Below are 18006 nucleotides of genomic sequence, written 5' to 3' on the forward strand. Positions count from 1 at the left end.
AAAACGCTGTATAAAAAAGTTGCCTTTCAAAAAAGAGAAAGGCAACTTTTTGACGGTTTAACGGACGTCACCCATTAAGTTTTGGATTGGTTTTTTCACAATGAATAAGAGAATCCCAGCAACGACAGCTACAAGTCCGACAATCCCAAAATATGCTGACTCTGTTCCAGGTGTATAGAAACGAGCAATTTGAGCGTTAATGGCTTGTGAAGCGGCATCTGCTAATAACCAAATAGCAACGGTTTGAGCTTCGAAAGCTTTCGGTGCTAATTTTGTAGTAATCGATAAGCCAACGGGAGATAAACACATTTCTCCGACAATCATAATGAAGAAACTAAAGAATAACCAAAGTGGACTCACCCGTCCTTCGGTACCATAAAGTATACCTGGCAACATTAATAGGACGAAGGAAAGACCAGCAAAGACTAGCCCTAGTGAAAACTTCACAACTGTTGATGGTTGACGTTTACCTAGTTTTGTCCATAATGTAACAAAAATAGGGGTCAAAATAACTACGAATACAGGATTTAATGATTGGAACCAGCTAGCGGCAATCGGGAAGCCAAACAAACTCGTTTGCGTCCGTTCATTTGCAAATAGAGCAAGAATAGACGAACCTTGTTCTTCCAATGACCAGAAAACAATTGCTGCTAAGAATAATGGCAAGTAAGCCAGAACTTTTGGTTTTTCTTCAGCAGTGACATCTTTAGACGTTAACATTTTGCTGAAATAATAAACAGGTAACAGGATTCCTAACACGCTGATGGTATTAATAAAGAAATCAATTGTTAAATGTCCTGTGACATAGGCGCCACCAAAAATAAGTAAAGCAACGACAATTGCCAACATAAATGCTTTAGCAAATTTCTTTTGCTCTTCTTTAGACATTGGATTAGTTGGGGCCTGACCAATTCCAGCCAGAGATTTACGTCCTTGGAAATAATATTGTAGTAGCCCGAAGAACATCCCTACTGCAGCAACGGAAAAGCCTAAATGATAATTATATTCTTGTCCTAAAGTTCCGACAACAAGGGGAGCGATTAAGGCTCCGATATTAATCCCCATGTAAAAAATGGAGAAGCCTGCATCTCTACGTAAGTCAGTTTTTGAATAAAGATGGCCAACCATCCCTGAAACGTTTGGTTTTAACATCCCAGTCCCAAATACAATTAACATAATAGAAACGAATAAGGCGGGGACACCAAATGGGGTAGCGAGAACAATATGTCCAGCAATGATTAACAAACCACCAATAAAAACAGTTTTCCTTGAACCTAAGACACGGTCAGAGACCCAACCGCCAATGATACTGGACATGAAAACCATTGATCCATAAATGGACATGATGGCTAAGGCAGTTGCTTTGGGGAGACCTAAACCGCCATTGGCTACGGTATCGTAAATGTAATACATTAGAATAGCACGCATGCCGTAGTAACTGAAACGTTCCCACATTTCTGTGAAGAACAGTGTTGCTAGTCCTTTCGGTTGTCCCAGAAAGGATTTGTCTAATTTCTCAAGTTGTTCTTTGTCACTCATAGATAAAACTCCAATTCTTATAATATTCAGAATATTTGATAATAAAATGACTTAAATGTAGATTCATATATTTTATTACTCATAGATTGGAAAATAGAAAGAGAAAAAACTGATTACGTTTTTAAATAACAAGCGTTCGAGTGATTATTTGTTTTTTATTCGTGAATTACAATAAAAATGAATATTTATTCTGCTTTATTTTCAATACTTTGTTTTCGTAGTTGCTTTAGCTGTTCCTTTTTTGAATAAGATTAAAATGAATAAATAACAAGCAAAATATAAGATTTTTTTGTTTAACTCTTTTTTTTCAATAGGAAGTGCTTAGTGTTTTTTCAGAATCGAAAAAGCGAATACGACAAAAAATTTATCTATATAATAGAAGGAAAAATAAAAATAGTGAATGATAAAAAAATTCAAAGAAAACACCTGTTCTTTTTAGGCGTGAGTTTTTAAAAAAAACATTCTCATGTCTAGTATCTTTAACATTTTGTTACTTTTTGACTGAAACGAATGTAACAAAACCGACATTTAATGGCTAATCAAGGATTAGAAAACGGTTTCTAGAAAATAAAATCCTGTTTTTTTAACTTTTTTTCGCAAAATATAAACAGGGTAATATCAAGCTTCCAGTAGCTTTTTATTACAAAATGTAACAAAACCGACATTCTAGTAATAAATTGTCACGAGATATTCACCTACGGCCGGCCATTCGATGATAAAGTATGTGAAGTCGTTTCGATAAAGCGAAGCAGACGTGGTTGTTGCCGAGAGCTAAGAGCAACAATCAAATATTTTTAATTACAAAGGAGAAACATACATGAAATCAATCAAAACGATTTTACTTGGAACAACTTTGGCCGCAGGTTTAGGATTATTCTTAGGAACAGACGCAAACGCAGAAAGCTTATATACAGTTAAAGCAGGAGATACTTTATCAACAATTTCTCATCAATTTGCAGGAGACAATAGCTTAATTCAAAAAATTGCTTCTGATAACAAATTGCCAAACCTTGATTTAATTTTTGAAGGAGAACAATTAGTTATTCGTTCAGAAAAAGAAGTTGCTAATACTCCAGCACCAGCTGTAGAAGTTGCACCAGTTCAACAAGTAGTTGAACAACCTGTTGCACAACCTGTTGCACAACCAGTACAACAAGAAGTACAACAACCTGTTGCTCAAGAAGTAGCGCAACCAGCAGCACCTGCCGCAAGCAGTGATGCAAAAGAGTGGATCGCACAACGTGAATCTAGTGGTTCTTACGATGCAACAAACGGTCAGTATATCGGTCGTTACCAATTATCTGCCTCTTATTTAAATGGTGACTATTCACCTGCCAACCAAGAACGCGTGGCAGATCAGTACGTAGCAGGTCGCTATGGTTCATGGGATGCAGCTAAATCATTCTGGTTAGCAAATGGTTGGTACTAAAATTAAATAAACGAAGTAATCTAATTACTTATTAAAAACCATAAACAAAAAAACAGTAACCTGTAAAGATTACTGTTTTTTTTGTCGATTTGTTAAGGTACAACGCCCCACGCTCGTCAATTGGTGGTCTGCGTTATAAATTTTTGCTTCCCAAACTTGAAGGGTCTTTCCCGAGTGATCGGGTGTCGCAATCACGGTAAGGCTACCATCATGGACACTACGAAGATGATTTACTTGTAAGTCTATGCCGACAGCAAAAGTGTTTTCAGGAACGTTTTCGTTCGCACCTAAACTACAGGCAGTTTCAATTAAGACGCCGTTTAAGCCCCCGTGGACAAGGCCATAGGGTTGTTTATGCACGTCTTTTATCGCTAAAGTAAGCTGACATTTCTCAGCAGAAACCTGTTGAATCGTGATGCCTAAATACTCTAAAAGATGAATAGTAATCAGTCCTTTCTAATAAAAGAGAGAATAAAAGGTTTTTTATTTATTATACAGGAATGAAGAAAATTTGAAATAGCCATGTTTTTTCTTAAAATTCAAGCGACTTTTTCTCTAAAGTGCCGATTCTTGTGTATAATAGAAAAGATGAGATTAATGAAGGAGGTTTCCTAATGAGAAACTGGACAACAATTAAAGAATATGATGAAATTTTATTTGAGCAAGAAGGCAAAGTAGCAAAAATTACTATCAACCGCCCGCATGTTCACAACGCATTCACACCAAAAACAGTCATGGAAATGATTGATGCATTCAACATTAGTCGTGATAAAGAAGATGTCGGGGTTATTATTTTAACAGGCGCAGGTGACCAAGCATTCTGTTCTGGTGGCGATCAAAAAGTTCGAGGTAATGGTGGTTACGTTGGCGAAGACAATATTCCACGTTTAAATGTGTTAGATTTACAACGGTTAATCCGTGTCATTCCCAAACCAGTCATCGCAATGGTGAAAGGCTGGTCCATTGGCGGCGGCAATGTTTTACAATTAGTTTGTGATTTAACAATTGCGGCTGAAAATGCTAAGTTTGGGCAAACAGGACCAAATGTCGGTAGCTTTGATGGTGGATACGGCTCAGGTTACTTGGCGCGCGTTATCGGCCATAAAAAAGCGAAAGAAGTTTGGTTTATGTGTAAACAATATTCTGCCCAAGAAGCTTTAGATATGGGCTGGATTAATACCGTTGTTCCATTGGATCAAGTAGAAGATGTGACAATGGAGTGGGCAGAAGAAATGTTAACCAAAAGCCCGATTGCTTTACGGATGATTAAAGCCTCTTTAAATGCCGATACAGATGGCTTGGCTGGTGTGCAACAATTAGCTGGTGATGCGACACTTCTTTACTATACAATGGCTGAAGCACAAGAAGGCCGAGATGCATTTAAAGAAAAACGGACACCAGATTTCGATCAATTCCCTAAATTCCCATAAACCAATGACTTGGTTAAATAAACAAGTACAAAAACGTCCCGATCATCCTGCTTTTTATTTTCAGGATGAATCTTGGACGTTTTTAGAAGTGCAACAAGAAGTCAGCCATTGGGTAGCCACATATCAACAGGTGCTTGCACCAGAAGAAAAACGTGTGGCTTTATTCAGTAAGAACAGCAAAGAGTTGTATTTTTCAATTCTAGCCTTATGGGAATTGGGGAAAGAGTTATTATTTTTAAATACGCATTTGACACTTGCTGAACTGACTTTTCAGTTAAAAGATGCGCAAGTTAAAACGATTATTGGTGCGCCTGAAACGCAGGCTTTGTTAGAAGAAATTTCTTTTGTCGACGTTCAGCCAATGATTAAAAAACAGCATAGTCTTTCACATCAGGAGTTTCAACAGCCAAGTGACTTAGAGTCGGTGGCTTCTATTATGTATACATCAGGAACTACAGGACAGCCTAAAGGGGTCTTGCAACGGTTTAAAAATCATCTGGCCAGTGCTAGAGGCACTCAAGAAAATATGGGGATTACTGCTGAAGATTGTTGGTTGTGTGCAGTCCCATTATTTCATATTAGCGGATTGTCGATTGTTGTTCGACAACTCGTCTTAGGTTGTAGTATTCGCCTTTACGATAAATTTGATGAACAGCAAGTGACACAAGATTTACAAGAAGGCCGTGGAACCGTCATTTCAGTGGTTGCGACAATGTTGCAACAATTATTGTCTGTCTATCCTGAGGCTGGCTACAGCGCCAGCTTTAAAGGAATGCTATTGGGTGGCGGACCGATTGCACCGGATAAATTAGCGCAGTGTGAGGAAAAAGGGATTCCAGTCATTCAATCTTATGGGATGACGGAAACGTGTTCGCAAGTTGTTGCCTTGAAATTTGAAGATGCGGCACTGAAAATCGGCTCTGCTGGGCAACCGTTAAAAGATATGCAGATCAAAATTGTTGATGAACTAGGACAAGAACAGCCAGAAAAGCAAGTCGGAGAAATTTTACTTAAGGGACCAAACGTTGTTTCAGGTTACCTTAACCATCGTCAACCTGAAAAATGGACAGCGGATGGTTGGTTTAAAACAGGCGACATGGGCTATTTAGATGCACAAGGTTACCTGTATTTGGTTAGTCGTTTAAGTGAACTCATTATCTCTGGTGGTGAAAATATTTACCCCACTGAGGTTGAACAGGTGTTACAGGCGATAACAGGAATTAAAGCAGCGGCAGTTGTAGGAGAACCAGATGCACAATGGGGAGCCGTCCCAGTTGCTTATGTGATTAGTGACCAAGAACTCACCTTAGCGCAAATTCAAGACCAGTGTTCACGAAAACTGGCAAAATATAAACGACCGAAACGCATTTATTTTTGTCATTCTTTCCCGCAAACAGCGAGTGGAAAGATTGCCAAACATCGTTTCATGACAGAAGAAAGAGAGGCGTTTTTAATCAGATGAAATTGCCTGATGAATTACGACAAGCCTATCAGAAGAATGCCCGTCAGTTCAGTTGGGTTTTTCCATTAGAAACAGAACAAACAGCCTTGGCAATTTTTGCCGCTGGTGAAAAGGCATACCAAGGAGAACGTTTTTTTTGGCAAACGCCGAAAAAAGATTTTGCTTTGGTTGGCTTCGGATATGAAACTATCTTAAAAGGCGCAGAAACAGAAACGCATCAATTGAACAACTTTTTAAAAAAAGAGGCGGCAACTCGTTTTCAAAATATGTCTATTTCTGGTACGGGGGCTCTTCTGTTTGGCGGTTTGCCTTTTGATACAGAACAAACGCCTACTGAGGCCTGGGGAGAGTTAGGGGAAGGTTGGTTTTATCTACCAAGTATTCTATTTACTTTTTCAGGTACACGTATTTATGGAACGCTGAACTTTTCAGGTTCTAGTGAACAAGAAGTCGAGGAACGTTGGTCGACTTTGGTGGCTCAGTTTGATCGCTTGTTAGCTACCTGTGAGGAATTGCCAGCTGTAGCGGAAACAAAGATTGACAAGGAAGAAGTTGCCGTGACTGAATGGCTACAAGCTGTTAACGAAACCGTAGCAGTCTTAAGAGAAGATGGCCCTTTAAAAAAAGTGGTTTTGGCTCGACAACTTGCTGTGAGCAGTCCTGAAAAAATTCGAAGTAACCAAGTGCTCGTTAATTTAATGGCACAACAACAAAATACGTATTTGTTTGCTTTGGAAGCCAACGACACAAGTTTCATTGGTGCAACACCAGAACGACTTCTGTTGGGTACTAAAGAAGCGTTTGCGACCGCTTGTATTGCAGGAACCATTAAAACGGGTCAAACACCAGAAGAAACGAAAACTTTAGGAGCACAACTTTTACAAGACCGCAAAAATACCGGAGAACACCAAATTGTGGTGGAACGTTTAGCGAAAGAGTTGGCGAAGATGACGACTTCTGAAAACAGTATTCAAGCACCCATTATTTTGGAAAATCGAGATGTACAACATCTTTATGTGCCAATCTCAGGTCAACGTAAACCGGGAATTTCGTTTTTGGAAAGTGTGATGCAGCTACACCCAACGCCAGCTTTAGGCGGTGAGCCCAAAGAGTTGGCAGTCGAATGGATTCGACAATATGAGCCAGGGAGTCGTGGGTTATATGGTGCGCCAATCGGTTGGATTTCAGGGAATGATGATAGTGGCGAGTTCGCTGTGGCCTTGCGTTCAGGTGTCTTTGCTGGTCAGCAAGGCGTTCTTTATGCAGGTTGTGGTATTGTTGCGGATTCCCAAGCAGAGCTAGAAAGAGAAGAAACGAAAATAAAATTTCAACCGATGTTACGAGGAATTGGAGGGCAGGTTTAATGAATCATCAAGAAACAATGACCGATTATTTAACGGCCTTTATTGAAGGCTTAAAAAATAGCGGGGTTGAACAAGCAGTCATTAGTCCAGGGTCCCGTTCCACACCACTGGCTTTATTACTTCATCGGGAAACCGCAATCCAAACTTTTGTCGATGTCGATGAACGTTCCGCTGCTTTTTTTGCTTTAGGATTAAGTAAAGCGAGCCAAAAACCAGTGGTCTTACTTTGTACTTCTGGAACAGCAGCTGCAAACTATTATCCAGCAATTTGCGAAGCCAATATTAGCCATGTACCCTTAGTTGTTTTAACAACGGATCGGCCACATGAGTTACGTCAAGTTGGTGCTCCTCAAGCCATGGACCAATTACAAATGTATCAAAATCATGTGAAATTATTTGTTGAAATGGCTTTGCCAGAAGCAACAGAAGAGATGTTGAATTACGCCTATTGGCAAGGCGCTAAAGGAGCAGCATTCGCGCAACAAACGCCTGCTGCACCTGTTCATTTGAATTTTCCTTTGCGGGAACCATTATTACCTGACTTAGAGAGAAAAACAAAGAGTTCTCAACAAACGGCTTTATTCGCTGGCCAATCAATCCTTTCTACAGAACAAGTGCAACACTTAGCGGATCAATGGTACCAGAAAAACGGCGTCTTGGTTGTCGGTGGCAGTCATACAGAGGAGGAAGCGGCGTTATTTATTCAATTAGCCGAAGCTTTGCAATGGCCGTTACTAGCGGATCCTTTAGCAAACATTGTGACACATGGGCAAAATAGTGAAGTTGTTATTGCACACAGTGATCTGTTTCTAAATGTGACGACCTTGCCACAAGAACCAGAAGTGGTAGTGCGTTTTGGTTCGCTGCCAATTTCTAAAAACATCATGTTATGGTTGAAACGCTTAACAACGACAGAGACTACTTTTTATTTTGTGGACGAAAATGGTCAATGGCAAGAGCAATTGAAAAAATCACAAACGGTTATTCAGGCAAAGGAAACCACGTTTGTAGAACAACTGCTAACGGTTGTCAAACCAACAGAAGCGACTTGGTTAGCACAATGGCTCCTGCTGGAAAAAACGGTCTCTGAAGTTCTTCTAGAAACGCTGAACGCGACAGAATTAAATGAAACAACAGCCAGCTTAGCTGTTCACCAAACGATGAAAGAGAACGGTCAGTTATTTGTATCTAATAGTATGGCTATCCGCTACTTAGATCGATTTATGGATAGTCGTCCTTATCGGATGTTTGGAAATCGCGGCATCAACGGGATTGATGGGATTGTTTCAACTGCTTTAGGGATGAGTGCCGTAGCACCGACACAGCAAAACGTTTTACTGATTGGTGATTTAGCGCTATATCATGATATGAATGGTTTATTTTTGGCTAAACGTTATCAGTTGCCGTTAACAATTGTTTTATTAAATAACAATGGTGGCGGGATTTTCTCTTTTCTATCTCAACGAACTTTACGTGAGGACGATTTCGAGCCTTTATTTGGAACACCGCTTGATTTAGATTTCTCGTTAGTTGCTGAACTTTACGGTGCTTCGTATCAAGAAGTCAAAACAATCGCGGAGCTCAAGCAAATTTTACAAACAGCGGCTGAAGAACCACAATTTCAAGTGATAGAAGTCAAAGGAAATCGCCAAGAGAATGTTCATTTGTACGAATCAATTTTAGCTGAAATTGGTAGACGAGTAGAAAGACAGGGGATTTCATGGAACGGTTAATTCGGGGGATGCAGTACCATTATCAATGGTTAACACCTTTTGATGCAAAGCGAACGACACTAGTCTGTTTACATGGTTTCACAGGAACGTTAGCCACGTTTGCAGCTGTTTTTCCCAGTCAAACACCTTATAACGTTTTAGGCATTGATTTACCTGGGCATGGCGCGACTGCTAGTTTGGTAGCACCAGAGCGTTATACCATGAAACAGGTTTGCCATGATCTTGCTGAACTAACCGAATCGCTAAATTTGCCTTGCTTTTGTTTATTAGGCTATTCAATGGGCGCTCGAACAGCTTTAGGTTTTGCATTACATTATCCACAAAAGGTACAGCAGCTTTTATTGGAAAGTGGATCACCAGGTTTGGCCACCGCCGCAGAACGTCAGGCTCGTATCTGTCAAGATCATCGTTTGGCGGAACGTCTCTTAGAGGAACCGCTGGTGGATTTTATTGATTTCTGGCAAGAATTACCGTTATTTCAAACGCAAAAAGCCTTGTCTGTGGCACAGCAAATGGCCATTCGTCAGGAACGTTTGAGCCAATCGGCCTTTGGATTGGCTAGTAGTTTGTGGTATATGGGTACAGGAGCGCAAGAGAGTTACTGGGAACGTCTAGCAGAATTGCAGCCGATTCCTACCGATTTATTGGTAGGCGGCGAAGATCAAAAATTTATTGGGATTGCGAAAAAAATGCAGGCACGTCAACCGTTGTTGAGGCTGACAATTTTTCCTGAAGCAGGACATTGTATCCATTTGGAACAATCAACGATTTTCTATGAAAAGGTGACAGCGTTATTGAAAGGAGCTATCTGAATGAACATTCAATCAATTGAAACCTATCAGGTTCGTTTGCCTTTAAAAACGCCGTTTGTCACGAGCTATGGTCGCCTGGAAGAAAAAGCGTTTGATCTATTTGTAATAACAGATGAGCAAGGAAATCAAGGGTTTGGCGAATTAGTGGCTTTTGAGCAACCTGATTATGTGCAAGAAACGTTGGTAACCGAACGCTTCATCATCCAACAGCATTTAATTCCGTTACTTTTAACAGAAGCGATTGAACAGCCGCAAGAGGTTTCAACGATTTTTGAAGAAGTTAAAGGGCATTGGATGGGAAAAGCTGCGTTAGAAACTGCCATCTGGGATTTATATGCCAAACGGCAACAGAAGAGTTTAACTGAATTTTTTGGACCAACGCGGAGGAAAATTCCTGTAGGGATTAGTTTAGGGATTCAAGAAGAGTTACCTCAATTGCTTAAACAAGTTCAGTTAGCTGTAGAAAAAGGGTATCAACGAGTGAAGCTGAAAATTCGTCCCGGTTATGATGTGGAACCCGTTGCTTTGATTCGTCAGCATTTTCCTAACTTGCCTTTAATGGTCGATGCCAATTCAGCGTATACATTGGCAGATTTGCCTCAATTGCAACGTTTAGATCACTATCAATTAGCGATGATTGAACAGCCTTTTGCTGCAGATGATTTTTTAGATCACGCACAATTACAAAGAGAACTGAAGACAAGAATTTGTTTGGATGAAAATATTCGCAGCCTCAAAGACTGCCAAGTGGCTTTAGCGTTAGGCAGTTGCCGTAGTATCAATTTGAAGATTCCTCGTGTAGGTGGGATTCACGAGGCGTTGAAGATTGCCACATTTTGCCAAGAAAATGATTTATTGGTTTGGTTAGGTGGTATGTTTGAGTCTGGTGTTGGTCGCGCATTGAATTTGCAATTTGCGTCACAGCCTACCTTTTCCTTTCCAGGTGATATTTCAGCAACGGAACGCTATTTTTATGAAGATATCATCACGGAACCTTTTGTTTTAGAGCAAGGGACAATGACTGTGCCTCAGGGACTTGGTATTGGTGTTACACTTTCCCAGACGAATTTGCTAAAATACAGTCAGTATCAAAAAATCATGTAATGATAACAAAATTGCGCCTATGACTATGCAGAGAAGCATAATCTAGGCGCAATTTTTTATTTTTCTAATTGACTCGCTGCGGCTTCATCCAAGAGAACCGTTAAATTTGGATGGAGTTGAAGAATAGAGGCAGGATACGTTTCTGTGACAGGTCCTTGGAGCACTTGTTTGACCATCTGAGCTTTTTGTTCACCATTTACAATTAGGACAAGATGCTTAACTTTCATGATGCTGGCTGGACCCATCGTAACAAAGGTCATGCCTGGCTGCATCATTTCAGGAACAAACCAAGGCTCTGAACCAGTGACGGTCACTTGATAGGTTTCATTTTTAAAATGAGTGGTAGTGGGCATGTTCCCACAAAAATGACCATCTGCTCCTAAGCCAATTAACATCAAATCTAAGCCGCCTGCGTCAGCAATCCGTTGTTCTTGTTGTTGAAAGTTTTCAACAGTTAATGGATGGATGTTTTGCTCGGATATTTCTGCAGGTGTCAAATACAGCGTCCGCAAATCTGTCAGGGTAATGCCTTCCTTTTGATGAGGAACTGGGATTTCATCAAAGTTATAATAATGAACATTATCAAAGTCAGATGAATTTTTCACAATCGAGGCTAATTTTTGGTAAACAAGTGTTGGCGTTTTGCCAGCGGTAATTGATAAATTCACTCGTTTATCTTGGCTCATCGTGCTTAGAAGTAACATTTTTGCCCATTCGCTCATCGCGTCGAAATCTTGTTTAATTAAAATTTTCATACTTGCACACTCCATTCTTTGAATAAGCTAAGTATAATTTGTGGGAACCATCCCATGTCAAGTTCTTCACAAAAAGGATTTAATTAACGGTAGACAAAAGAAAGAGGGGCAGCCGTCAAAACGACGACTGCCCCTCTTTTTAAAGCTTAAGATAACCTACAACGAGTTAACTTTTTAGCTTTCTGCTCCACTTGCTCCAACGCTGGCCTAAACGTTCTTTTGACCAACGTTATTTGACAAAGAATCTTATTTTATTGTTCTTTTAACCATTTTTCTAGTTGTAAACGTTGCACTTTCATAGTAGCTGTGTGAGGAATTTCATCAAAAGCCATAATGATAGGTTCGTTTAAATGTGGTAAATCGGCTACTTGTGTCCACCAAGCGTCCCAATCCATTTCTTCCCCAGGGACAACCGCTAAAATTGGCTGAGGTTCATTTTCTTTGCCACGGACAATAATCACTTCTTCTAAGAAATCTAATGCATCCAATAAATGATCTTCAATAGCTAAATTACTGTCGATGTTTTCAATTAGATCTACTTGGCGATCTTTCAAGAATAAGTGGCCGCGTTCATCTAACATTCCGTAATCGCCGCTGTCCCACCATTCGCCGTAGACATTTTCTGCAAAGCGGGCATCTTCTTTGTAATATGTTAAGGCCCGTCCTTTTGATAGGAATTGGATATGGCCATCCGTCATCGCAGGTAAAACTTGTCCTTTTTCATCGGTAATTCGAGCTTGTGTTAAATCCTCTAAACCAACACCCATGTCACGAGCATCTGAATCTTTTAGGGATTCTAAAGTATGCGCTCGTAAGATCATTGGCCCGCATTCACTTTGTCCATAAACTTGTAGGAAAATTGGTTCATTGGCAGCAGATGCTTTTAAGAAAGCCACCATTGTAGCGTTGTTAATTGCATCAAAAGTAGAATGATAATAATGGACACTAGCGAAAGCTTCAGGTTTTTCTTTGGCCAAACGAACCCATTGAACGAAGTTATTGGGGTGTGTTTCTACAGCGATTGGTTGATAGGTGCTGAACATTTCAGCGACTTTTTCGCTCGAAGCATTTGCTAAAGGCATCATAGGGAAGCCCATGGCCATTAAAGAAGACACACCAATGTTAAAACGAGAATGAACTGGCGAAATATGAAAGCCAACTAATTTCTTTTCAGCAATTTTTGTAAAAATGGTTTTTTGCCATTTTGTACGCCAACCCATAGAGTGATTGGAATGACAGATAAGTTTAGGAATACCTGTTGTTCCAGAGGTGTGGGTCATGTAGGCAATTTCGTCTTTAGTCAGTTCGTCTTGAGGAACTTCCGTGGCATCAGCTTCTAAAAGAGAAGCAACCGAAAGTTTTTTATTGGCAGAGCTGTTACGAACAGCTTGAACTTTTTCAGCAGTCACATCATCAAATAAAATATAAGGATCTTCTAAACGATCAACGAATACTTCAATTGTTTCAAAAGGTAAATGGTATGAAACCATTACAGGAACGGCTGCTAGATATGAGGCTGCAACAGCTAGTAAATACGTGTCGAATTTAGGACTTTTATAAATAATAATTTTGTCGCCTTTTTTTACACCTAAAGCGGCTAATTGATATGCCCGTTTCAAAATTTCTTGATGGCTTTCACCATAAGTTGTTTCTAAGCCAAGAGCAGGAAAAGCAGGCAAGGATTCATCAAAAATAATTGGAACAGTTGGTGTTTTTTCTGCGGCTTCTTGATAGTTTGTGAAGAGGTTTAATGGTTGATAATCAAGTAAGTGTGTCAAGGGAAAGTCTCCTTTGTAAAATAGTTTGTGTACAAATGTACAAGTTCACTTTATCCTATCATAGAATGGGTTCTTTTTCTACGTCAAAAATACAACATTAAATGTTATTTTTTATTATTCACAAGCACAACGTTTGCTGTATCTGACAAAGTTTCCTACAATAATTATGTAAGTAACAAGTTCTCAGAAGTGTAAAACTTTACAAAGGAGAGGAATTTACATGAAAAAAATCTATGAAACAACTATAATTAATACGGGTGGACGTGCAGGAGAAGTTCACTCACCGGATAAATCATTTTCTTATGCGGTTGCTTCGCCAGGTGTCAAGAAAGAAAATACAACAAATCCAGAACAATTATTCGCAGCGGCTTACAGTGCTTGCTTTAACGGTGCATTAGAATTAGTGATGGATCAAGAAAAAGTCGAAGGTAAAAGTACAGTAACCGCACGTGTTTCCTTATTCCAAGGAGAAGATGGCTTTAGCGTTGGTGCTGAATTAGAAGTTCATATTGATGGGGTAGATCAAGCTAAAGCAGAAGAACTTGTTAAAAAAGCCCACGAAATTTGCCCATATTCTAAAGCAACAAGAAATAATATAGATGTTAAATTAACAGTGATTTAATTAAAAAAGAAGCGCTTTGTCTATACGACAAAGCGCTTCTTTTTTAGATAACAGTCCACAAATTATACATATTTAACAAAATAACTAAAAAAACAACTAAACTATAAATTTGGGCGACCCGTTGTTGAGATAATTTTTTACTGAAAAGACCGCCGACATAACCACCGAATAAAGCGGCAGGAATAATAGCCCAAAGCATTGTCAAATCAAAAACCGCAAACCCTGTGGTCAAGCCGATATTGCCAAGTTTGGCGAGTTGGGAGAAAAAAATAGTAATGATGGAATAAACAGTTGCTGATTTGATATCCATTCCAAAAAAGAGAATAAGGCAAGCTACATTAATGGGACCGCCACCGATGCCTAAAAAGGTTGATAGAATCCCTAAGCCTAATCCGACAATCAGAAAAATGCTCAATCCGTTGAGGTGTAAGTGCCAGTTGGAAAATTGATTGTAGAGAAGAACCAAAACCAAGGTCAACAACATGATGATATATTGGATTAGTTGTACTTTTTCTTCATTTGGCGCTAGTGCAATCGCCTGATTAAGAAGTAAATCACCCAACATACCGCCGACTAAGGAACCAAACGAAATACTCGCGGCTTTTTTCCATTCAATTTGGACACCATTTTGATACTGTTTATAAGTCGAAGAAATGGACATGACAAAAACAGCGACACTTGAATAGAACGCAATACTATTTAACGAATGGAACCCAAGAAAATCCAAAACAGGCTTAATAATGACGCCTCCACCCATCCCAGAGAGCGCCCCAACTGTATTGGATAGAAAAATAGTTATGAAATAAATCAGCAAAACCCGCACATAATCACTCCTAAAACGTTTTCTTTTAGTATAGCACAAAAATTATATAAGAAATGCAATTTCATTTAAAAATATTTTTAAAAAGAACTTGAAATGATATTTCTTTAATGGTATTCTACAAATACAAAAAAGAAAACGCATTCAAGGAGGATGAGAAAGCATGACAGTATCGATTGGTATTATTTTGATTTTATGTCTTTACACAGTTGTTGGTGTACTTGACCAAATTTCTATTCAGATTGGTCCATATACACCATTGTTTGCTGCAACGTTTACTGGCCTAGTCTTAGGGGATGTTCAAACAGGTTTGATGATTGGGGCAACGCTTCAATTGATGACATTAGGTGTAGCGACTTATGGAGGAGCAACAGTCCCAGACTTTCTTTCAGGGGCCATTATGGGAACGGCTTATGCAATCATTTCAGGGAAAGGGGCAGAGTATGGTATCGGAGTTGCGGTTCCGATTGGGTTATTATTAACACAACTAGATATTTTAGGCAGAATGGCTAATACGTTTTTCCAACATAAAGCAGATCGCTATGCGGAAGAAGGAAATTATAAAGGGGTCGAGCGCTGCAATGTTTTAGGAATTTTTCCTTGGACGATTTCTCGTGTCATCCCAGTTTTTATTGGCCTAGCTTTTGGTGAACAAGTTGTAAACGCTATCAATAATTGGATTCCTATTTGGGTGATGAATGGGTTAAAAGCAGCAGGTGCTATTTTACCAGCGATGGGGATTGCTATTTTAATGCGTTACTTACCAATTAAAACATACTGGCCTTATTTTATTATTGGGTTCGTGTTACTTGCTTATGGGGCCCAATTCTTCTCAGTTTTGGGTGTCGCACTGGTTGGCTTGGCTTTAGCAGCGATTTATGTGATGAATCATAACAAAGGCGGTGCAGCTACAACAAGTGGCACGGTTATTTACGAAGATGATGAGGAGGTTGAGATTGATGACTAACAAATTAACAAAAAAGGATATTAATAAAGTTTACGTCCGTAATCTTTTTGGCTATCAGTGGGGCTGGAACTATGAAAAAATGCAAGGACTTGGTTACGCTTGGGTGATGATGCCTGCATTAAAGCGACTATACAGTGAAGATCCAGTAGCTATGAAGAAAGCCTTGAAGACACATCTTGGCTTTATGAATACGACGCCAGCCATGTCACATTTAATTGTCGGAGCTGATATGGCTTTGGAAGAAGAAGTTGGCATTGAAGATGAAACGGCCATTACTGGCTTGAAAACAGGTCTAATGGGTCCGTTTGCTGGTGTTGGTGATACCATTTTTATCGCGATTTATCGTGCGATTGTTTTTTCGATTGCAGCTTACATGGCGCAAGGGGGCCAGGTTGTTGGGTTACTGATCCCGTTAATTGCCGGAGCAGTGGTCTTATGGGTTCGCTATAAATTCACTTGGATTGGTTACCATCAAGGGAAAAAAATTGCGACAGAATTTGCGGATAAAATGAAATTGTTTACGCAAGGTGCAGCTATTTTAGGTTTAACGGTGGTCGGCGGTTTGATTCCTTCGGTAATTACTTACAAATTAGATTTAACTTATAAAATGGGAGATGTAACATTATCTGTTCAAGAAATGTTGGATAAAATTTTACCCGCATTAATTCCTTTAGGGATTGTTCTTTTATCCTATTGGTTACTAGGGAAAAAGAAAATGAATTCAACACGGCTAATCTTTGTTTTAATTTTAATTGGCATGGTTTTAGGCAATTTACAACCAATGTTGGCTTGGGTTGGCGGTTTATTTTAAAAAAATAGTATATAATAGGAGAGATTTATTATGACAATTGTACATGCAAGAGTAGATGAGCGTTTAATTCACGGACAAGTTGCAACTGTTTGGACAAATACGGTTGGAGCACAAAGAATCATGGTAGTAAATGATGCCGCGGTCAAAGATCAATTACAAATTGGTGCCTTAAAAATGGCTAAGCCTGCAGGAGTTAAATTATCCATTTTATCAAAACGTAAAGCGATTGAAAAAATTTTAGCAGGCAATTATGATGAAGAAAAAGTCTTTTTAATTACGAAAGACATTGCAGACATGGCGGCTTTAATTGATGGCGGTGTTCCGTTACAGAGCTTCAATGTCGGCAATATTTCTCAAAAAGAAGGCAGTCGAGCAATTAAAAAATCTGTTGCATTAACCGATGAAGATATTCAAACCGTTCGTCGTTTAACAGATAATGGGGTGACTATTACCGCACAGATGATCCCTTCTGAACCAAACGAAGCAATTTTAACTTTCATAAAATAGAAATGGAGATGAGAAGATGGAGCCAATCCGTTCAATCAGACAAAAATATAAGGACTTTTCCAAAGTAAATAAGAGAATCGCAGACTATATACTGAAGGATCCGACCCGTCTTCTCTCATTAACAGCAAACGAAATTGCTAGCAATAGCGAAACTTCTCCAGCGTCAGTTACCCGTTTTTCTAAACAATTAGGATTTGACAGCTGGGAAGAGTTAAAACTATCCATTGCAGCGGTACAAGCTGCCAGTAACGGTAAAAAAGATATTGATCCAATTGTAGCGGCAGATGATTCGGTGGATACTATTTGTATGAAAGTGGAATCTTTATTAAATGCTACGATTGAGGATTTATTTTATACAGTGGATAAACAAGCCTTGGAACGAGCAATCGCGCATGTTAAAAAAGCGGAAAAAATTCATTTGGTTGGAATTGGGGCCTCTTCTTTAACGACTTATAATCTTTATCACAAGTTTAACCGCGCTGGTCGCCAAGCAATTTTTAATTATGATAGTCACATGATGTTGGAGTTTTTAAATTATGCAACGGCACAAGACATTTTGATCACGGTCTCCTATAGTGGTTTGACAAAAGAAGCTTTAATTGCCTGTGAAATTGCCAAAAATAGAGGCGCAACGGTTATTTTTATTACCAGTAACGATGGAGAAAACGTGCGATCATTGAGCGATGAAGTTCTTTTAGTCCCCAATAATGAGCACCTCATTCGAGTTGGGGCTATTTCATCGATTGCTTCGTCAATGGCAATTGGCGATGTTCTGTATTTAGGTTCAATTCAAGATGATTTAGACACAGAAATTGAACGCAATATGATTGAAACGAGTCAACTTGTCAGCCGTCTAAAAGAGAAGTAGGGGTG

17 protein-coding genes are annotated in these 18006 nt (G+C 39.3%); 12 read left to right on the top strand and 5 right to left on the bottom strand.

Annotated features, from left to right (window positions below):
* Positions 1–57: 57 nt before the first annotated feature.
* The gene (locus IGM13_RS01630; RefSeq protein WP_002383692.1) at positions 58–1539 is read right to left on the bottom strand and encodes a peptide MFS transporter; all 1482 of its coding nucleotides are present in this window, start codon (positions 1537–1539) and stop codon (positions 58–60) included.
* Positions 1540–2356: 817 nt separating this feature from the next.
* Here IGM13_RS01630 and IGM13_RS01635 point away from each other — a divergent pair.
* A complete protein-coding gene (locus IGM13_RS01635; protein ID WP_048945170.1) occupies positions 2357–2968 on the top strand; it encodes a LysM peptidoglycan-binding domain-containing protein in 612 nt (203 codons plus the stop codon).
* Positions 2969–3037: 69 nt separating this feature from the next.
* Here the strand turns inward: IGM13_RS01635 and IGM13_RS01640 are convergent, their stop codons facing one another.
* On the bottom strand, positions 3038–3418 hold the full coding sequence (locus IGM13_RS01640; protein WP_173958697.1) for a PaaI family thioesterase: 381 nt from the start codon (positions 3416–3418) through the stop codon (positions 3038–3040).
* A 110-nt stretch (positions 3419–3528) separates the two neighbouring features.
* Between IGM13_RS01640 and menB the strand changes: the two genes are divergently transcribed.
* From menB to menC, 6 genes are read left to right on the top strand one after another with little or no spacing between them, the layout of a single operon-like run.
* Positions 3529–4398, top strand: a complete 870-nt coding sequence (menB, locus tag IGM13_RS01645) for a 1,4-dihydroxy-2-naphthoyl-CoA synthase (protein ID WP_002383695.1) — start codon at positions 3529–3531, stop codon at positions 4396–4398.
* Between the two features lie 4 nt (positions 4399–4402).
* Positions 4403–5860: an o-succinylbenzoate--CoA ligase gene (locus IGM13_RS01650; RefSeq protein WP_002419217.1), complete on the top strand. Its 1458-nt coding sequence runs from the start codon at positions 4403–4405 to the stop codon at positions 5858–5860.
* The gene (locus tag IGM13_RS01655) at positions 5857–7224 is read left to right on the top strand and encodes an isochorismate synthase (RefSeq protein ID WP_002419216.1); all 1368 of its coding nucleotides are present in this window, start codon (positions 5857–5859) and stop codon (positions 7222–7224) included. The genes IGM13_RS01650 and IGM13_RS01655 overlap by 4 nt, the downstream gene beginning before the upstream one ends.
* Positions 7224–8957, top strand: a complete 1734-nt coding sequence (gene menD, locus IGM13_RS01660; RefSeq protein WP_002383698.1) for a 2-succinyl-5-enolpyruvyl-6-hydroxy-3-cyclohexene-1-carboxylic-acid synthase — start codon at positions 7224–7226, stop codon at positions 8955–8957. Before IGM13_RS01655 ends, menD begins: the two co-directional genes overlap by 1 nt.
* On the top strand, positions 8945–9769 hold the full coding sequence (menH, locus tag IGM13_RS01665; protein ID WP_002419215.1) for a 2-succinyl-6-hydroxy-2,4-cyclohexadiene-1-carboxylate synthase: 825 nt from the start codon (positions 8945–8947) through the stop codon (positions 9767–9769). Before menD ends, menH begins: the two co-directional genes overlap by 13 nt.
* The gene (gene menC / locus IGM13_RS01670; protein WP_002419214.1) at positions 9770–10873 is read left to right on the top strand and encodes an o-succinylbenzoate synthase; all 1104 of its coding nucleotides are present in this window, start codon (positions 9770–9772) and stop codon (positions 10871–10873) included.
* Between the two features lie 56 nt (positions 10874–10929).
* On the opposite strand, the gene IGM13_RS01675 is transcribed toward menC, so the two are convergent.
* Entirely contained in the window at positions 10930–11628 is a 699-nt protein-coding gene (locus tag IGM13_RS01675; RefSeq protein ID WP_002379076.1) for a glucosamine-6-phosphate deaminase, read from the bottom strand.
* Positions 11629–11879: 251 nt separating this feature from the next.
* Positions 11880–13406 (bottom strand): AMP-binding protein, encoded by a 1527-nt coding sequence (locus IGM13_RS01680; protein WP_002419213.1) that lies wholly within the window; start codon positions 13404–13406, stop codon positions 11880–11882.
* Positions 13407–13626: 220 nt separating this feature from the next.
* Between IGM13_RS01680 and IGM13_RS01685 the strand changes: the two genes are divergently transcribed.
* Positions 13627–14028, top strand: a complete 402-nt coding sequence (locus IGM13_RS01685) for an organic hydroperoxide resistance protein (RefSeq protein ID WP_002355332.1) — start codon at positions 13627–13629, stop codon at positions 14026–14028.
* 43 nt (positions 14029–14071) lie between these two features.
* Here IGM13_RS01685 and IGM13_RS01690 read toward each other — a convergent pair whose 3' ends face one another.
* Positions 14072–14842: a sulfite exporter TauE/SafE family protein gene (locus tag IGM13_RS01690; protein WP_225581367.1), complete on the bottom strand. Its 771-nt coding sequence runs from the start codon at positions 14840–14842 to the stop codon at positions 14072–14074.
* Between the two features lie 169 nt (positions 14843–15011).
* On the opposite strand from IGM13_RS01690, the gene IGM13_RS01695 reads away from it, so the two are divergent.
* Genes IGM13_RS01695 through IGM13_RS01710 form a run of 4 tightly spaced genes read left to right on the top strand, consistent with a single transcriptional unit; the run spans position 15012 to position 18001 of the window.
* Complete coding sequence (locus tag IGM13_RS01695) at positions 15012–15815, top strand: PTS mannose/fructose/sorbose/N-acetylgalactosamine transporter subunit IIC (protein WP_002358431.1); 804 nt, start codon at positions 15012–15014, stop codon at positions 15813–15815.
* Complete coding sequence (locus IGM13_RS01700; protein ID WP_002355336.1) at positions 15808–16626, top strand: PTS system mannose/fructose/sorbose family transporter subunit IID; 819 nt, start codon at positions 15808–15810, stop codon at positions 16624–16626. The genes IGM13_RS01695 and IGM13_RS01700 overlap by 8 nt, the downstream gene beginning before the upstream one ends.
* A 30-nt stretch (positions 16627–16656) precedes the next feature.
* Positions 16657–17133, top strand: coding sequence for a PTS system mannose/fructose/N-acetylgalactosamine-transporter subunit IIB (locus tag IGM13_RS01705; protein ID WP_002355337.1), 477 nt, complete (start codon positions 16657–16659; stop codon positions 17131–17133).
* Positions 17134–17149: 16 nt separating this feature from the next.
* Complete coding sequence (locus IGM13_RS01710; RefSeq protein WP_002355339.1) at positions 17150–18001, top strand: MurR/RpiR family transcriptional regulator; 852 nt, start codon at positions 17150–17152, stop codon at positions 17999–18001.
* Positions 18002–18006: the final 5 nt, after the last annotated feature.

The sequence above is a fragment of the Enterococcus sp. DIV0561 genome, from assembly GCF_050539875.1.
Lineage (GTDB): Bacteria > Bacillota > Bacilli > Lactobacillales > Enterococcaceae > Enterococcus > Enterococcus faecalis.

What these genes read in the sequence shown, in the direction of transcription:
- IGM13_RS01630 (WP_002383692.1), bottom strand. Translation starts at nt 1,539, where the DNA reads ATGAGTGACAAAGAACAACTTGAGAAATTAGACAAATCCTTTCTGGGA.
- IGM13_RS01635 (WP_048945170.1), top strand. Translation starts at nt 2,357, where the DNA reads ATGAAATCAATCAAAACGATTTTACTTGGAACAACTTTGGCCGCAGGT.
- IGM13_RS01650 (WP_002419217.1), top strand. Translation starts at nt 4,403, where the DNA reads ATGACTTGGTTAAATAAACAAGTACAAAAACGTCCCGATCATCCTGCT.
- IGM13_RS01655 (WP_002419216.1), top strand. Translation starts at nt 5,857, where the DNA reads ATGAAATTGCCTGATGAATTACGACAAGCCTATCAGAAGAATGCCCGT.
- menD (WP_002383698.1), top strand. Translation starts at nt 7,224, where the DNA reads ATGAATCATCAAGAAACAATGACCGATTATTTAACGGCCTTTATTGAA.
- menH (WP_002419215.1), top strand. Translation starts at nt 8,945, where the DNA reads ATGGAACGGTTAATTCGGGGGATGCAGTACCATTATCAATGGTTAACA.
- menC (WP_002419214.1), top strand. Translation starts at nt 9,770, where the DNA reads ATGAACATTCAATCAATTGAAACCTATCAGGTTCGTTTGCCTTTAAAA.
- IGM13_RS01675 (WP_002379076.1), bottom strand. Translation starts at nt 11,628, where the DNA reads ATGAAAATTTTAATTAAACAAGATTTCGACGCGATGAGCGAATGGGCA.
- IGM13_RS01685 (WP_002355332.1), top strand. Translation starts at nt 13,627, where the DNA reads ATGAAAAAAATCTATGAAACAACTATAATTAATACGGGTGGACGTGCA.
- IGM13_RS01695 (WP_002358431.1), top strand. Translation starts at nt 15,012, where the DNA reads ATGACAGTATCGATTGGTATTATTTTGATTTTATGTCTTTACACAGTT.
- IGM13_RS01700 (WP_002355336.1), top strand. Translation starts at nt 15,808, where the DNA reads ATGACTAACAAATTAACAAAAAAGGATATTAATAAAGTTTACGTCCGT.
- IGM13_RS01705 (WP_002355337.1), top strand. Translation starts at nt 16,657, where the DNA reads ATGACAATTGTACATGCAAGAGTAGATGAGCGTTTAATTCACGGACAA.
- IGM13_RS01710 (WP_002355339.1), top strand. Translation starts at nt 17,150, where the DNA reads ATGGAGCCAATCCGTTCAATCAGACAAAAATATAAGGACTTTTCCAAA.